Source organism: uncultured Sphingomonas sp., assembly GCF_913778135.1.
Taxonomy (GTDB): domain Bacteria; phylum Pseudomonadota; class Alphaproteobacteria; order Sphingomonadales; family Sphingomonadaceae; genus Sphingomonas.
Map to the genome: position 1 here is coordinate 1 of NZ_CAJYVU010000136.1, position 3,425 is coordinate 3,425.

At 68.4% G+C, this 3,425-nt stretch carries 3 protein-coding genes; all 3 read right to left on the reverse strand.

Annotation, left to right across the window (positions count from 1 at the left end; all coding sequences use genetic code 11):
- A partial coding sequence (locus QZ847_RS12465; RefSeq protein WP_294356937.1) for a hypothetical protein occupies positions 1–340 on the reverse strand: 340 nt, incomplete at its 3' end.
- Complete coding sequence (locus QZ847_RS12470) at positions 340–1,116, reverse strand: metallophosphoesterase (RefSeq protein WP_294356939.1); 777 nt, start codon at positions 1,114–1,116, stop codon at positions 340–342. The genes QZ847_RS12470 and QZ847_RS12465, both read right to left, overlap by 1 nt.
- Before the next feature lie 47 nt (positions 1,117–1,163).
- Positions 1,164–3,245, reverse strand: a complete 2,082-nt coding sequence (locus tag QZ847_RS12475; RefSeq protein ID WP_294356941.1) for a prolyl oligopeptidase family serine peptidase — start codon at positions 3,243–3,245, stop codon at positions 1,164–1,166.
- Positions 3,246–3,425: the final 180 nt, after the last annotated feature.

A 3,425-nucleotide genomic window follows, 5' to 3' on the forward strand; every position in this document is an offset into this window, starting at 1 on the left:
CGATGGTGAAGTCGACGCCGCCGCGACGGCTCGGCCACATCGCCACCAGGAAAGTGCGACGCGGCCCGCAGGCGCGCGCGGACCATTCCTCCCAATGCCCGCCGCGGCGGTAGACGGGCGAGCCGGCGCGAAAGCGCGTGGGCAGCGACTGCGCCTGAACCCGGTCGAGCCGCGCACAGCGGTACGCCGCCACCGAATAGCGCTGCATGCCCTTCAAAACATCTGCTCTCAGGCGCCGGTCGGCACGTGACGGTCCCGCCCTGTCGCTCCGCGTTGCCCCGGCTTTGTCGACGGGTGCGGCGGCGACCAGCAGGATCGTGAAGGCCAGCAGCCGCCGCATCACGCGGGCTCGTGTACCGGTTCGCCGAGCGCGAGCGTCCGGTCGCCCTCCATCGTGCGCACGATCGTGGTGATCGCTTCTCCCTCGACGCGCAGTTCGTTGAAAGCGGGCGGCGAGTGGCGCACGCGCTTCGACAGCGTCCCCGCGCCGATCAGCCGAACGGTGCGGCCGGCGTGGGTGTAGGGCACGTCAAAGGGATCGTGCACGTGCCCCGACAGCACCACCTCGGCGCCCGCCTCAGCTAGTGCGACAAGTGCCTGATCGCCGTATTTGGTCTTTGCCGTGCCCTTGGTCGGTCCCTCGATCAGCGGATGGTGCCCGGCGACGATGATCAGGTGATCTTTCGGCACGCCCGCGATCAGCGACAGCGCACGGCGGAGCGAACCCGGACTGACGCGACCCTTGGACCAGTTCCAGCGCCATTGCGCGCGCGCGGTGGTCTTGAGCGGGATGACCGCGATGCCGGCAATGTCGAGCGGACGCTCGATCATCTTCTCGACCGCCGCATAGCGCGAATAAGGCGAGAACAGCCGGCGGATCGGATCCCAGTAATAAGGGATGTCGTGGTTGCCGACCTCGAGCGTGACCGGCACGCCGAGCGAGCGAAGCCAGTCACCACCGGCGCGAAACTCCTTCGGCTTCGCGCGCATCGTCAGGTCGCCGGTCATGATAACCGCGTCGGGCTTCTCCGCGGCGACACGCTCGCCGAACCAGGCGATCGCCTCCGGGTCCTCGGCGCCGAAATGCACGTCGCTGACGTGGAACAGCTTGGTCATTTTGCCTCCCTCTGGCCGTTCACAACGCGCGAGCGGCCGGTGGGTGCCTATTTGCCCATCAGCTCGCGGCGCAGGAACGCGTCGAGCAATGCAGCGCGGCGCGCGTCCTCGGCGTGATCGGCGCCGACCGAGTGCCCGCCTTCGAGATATTCGTGGAAGTATACGGTGTTGCCGTTCGCCTTGAGCAGGGCGGCTAGCTTTCGCGCGTGGCCCGGGTGGACGCGGTCGTCCTTGGTCGAGCCGTAGAACAGCACCGGCGGGTAGCGCACGCCCGCCTTCACATTCTGGTACGGCGAATATTTGCTGATGAAGGCCCAGTCGGCGGGCTTGTCGGGATCGCCGTACTCGTCGATCCACGATGCGCCGGCGGACAGGTGCGAGTAGCGCTGCATGTCCTCAAGCGGCGAGCCCGCGATCACCGCGCCGTACAGATCGGGGCGCTGCTCCATCGCGACGCCGACCAGCAGGCCCCCGTTCGAACGGCCCGAGATCGCGATCTTCTTAGGGACGCTCACCCCCGTTTTGACGAGGTCTTCGGCGACGGCGTGCAGGTCGTCGAACACGTTCTGCCGCTTCTCGCGCAAGCCCGCCTGGTGCCAGCGCGGGCCGTACTCGCCGCCGCCGCGGATGTTGGCGAGGACGAAGGCGTTGCCCTGCTCGACCCAGAATAGCGCCAGCGGCCCGGCGCGGTACGGCTGGTCGGTCAGATAGGTCGGCGTCTGCGCATTGCGGAAGCCCCCATAGGCATGGATCAGCGCAGGGGCAGGCTGCGCCGCGCCTTTCTTCGTGACGAGGAAATAGGGCACGCGCGTGCCGTCCTTCGACGTCGCAAAGTGCTGCGCCACCGCGAATTGCCGCGCATCGAACTTGGGCGGGAGCGACTGGACCGAGGTGACCTTCGCGTCGGCACCGACCGCGTAGAGCGTCGGCGGGGTCAGCATGCCCTCCACGGTCGCGAACGCGGTGTCGCGCCCGCCCGAGCTGCCGACGATATGGATCGTGCTGTTGGCGGCGAGCGGCATCGCGCGCTGTGACCAGCGGCCATCAGCGCCGCGACGCAGCGCGATCAGCTTGCCCGACACGTCGTCGAGCACCTTGACCCACAGCACATGGTCGGTCGCGCTGACCTCCTCGACCGCCTGGCTCTTCGTCGGCGCCATGACGAGCTCGGGCGTCATGCGACGCCCGGCGGCAGCGTCGGCAAGCGAATAGGCGACGAGCACGCCGGCATCGAAGCCGTTCGCCGGCTTACTGTACGACACGATCGCGCGGCCATCGATCACGTCGCGCACGTCGGCCCCCTGCGGCAGCGACAACGGCACGAAGCGCCCGTCAGGCATCCGCACGATGTAGTCGCTCTGGAAAAAGGTCGTGTTGACCGCGATCATCGGCCAGCGCTGCTTCGCATCGTCGGGTGCGCTGATCTCCAACCCGACGATCGACGCGGGCGCCTCGTGCACCGTCTTCGCCGCCGTGATGGGCGTGCCGCGCGTCCATACCTTGGCGATCCGCGGATAGCCCGACACGGTCAGCGATCCCGCGCCCCAGTCGCTCGCGACCAGCAGGTGATCGCTGTCGATCCAGGTGTAGCGGCTCTTCGCCTCGGGCAGGACGAACCCGCCGGGCACGAACGCGCCTGTGGTCAGGTCGAACTCGCGCACCACCTGCGCGTCGGTGCCGCCGGGGCTGAGCGCGACCATGCAGCGGGTGTAGTCGGGTTCCAGGCACTGCGCGCCGTGCCAGACCCAGCTCTTGCCCTCTTGCCGGCCGAGCGCGTCGACGTCGATCAGCGTGCGCCACTCGGGCTTGCCGGCGGTGTAGCTGGCGAGGCTAGCCACGCGCCACAACCCGCGCGGGTGCGCCGCATCGCGCCACAGGTTGGTTACACGGTCACCGAGGATGCTCTCAGGCTCAGCGATCTGCGCCTCGTCGTCGAGGATCGCCTTGGCGCGCGCGCGGCCCTGTTCGTAGCGCGGGTCGCGCGTGAGCAGCTGCTCGGTCTCCGCATTCCACGCCTTGACCTGGCCGAGCGCGCGGGCCCCCTCGATATCCTCAAGCCAGGCATAAGGGTCGGCAGCGGGCGCCGCGGCAACGGCGAGAAGCGAAACGAGCGGAAGGAGCGATTTCATGCCTTAAGCGTAGCCTTCCTGCCGCAACCGCTCAACCTGCGCGTCGCGGCGGTGAAGCGAGCGGAGGACCAGTGGGTAAAGCCAAGCACGACCACAAACTGCAACTGGGACTGGTCCGGATGCAGGCGGCGATGGCGAAGAGCGGCGAGCGTGCCGTGGTCGTGCTCGAAGGGCGCGACA

Excerpts from the sequence above, each read along its gene's own strand:
- QZ847_RS12470 (WP_294356939.1), bottom strand. The coding sequence starts at position 1,116 with ATGACCAAGCTGTTCCACGTCAGCGACGTGCATTTCGGCGCCGAGGAC.
- QZ847_RS12475 (WP_294356941.1), bottom strand. The coding sequence starts at position 3,245 with ATGAAATCGCTCCTTCCGCTCGTTTCGCTTCTCGCCGTTGCCGCGGCG.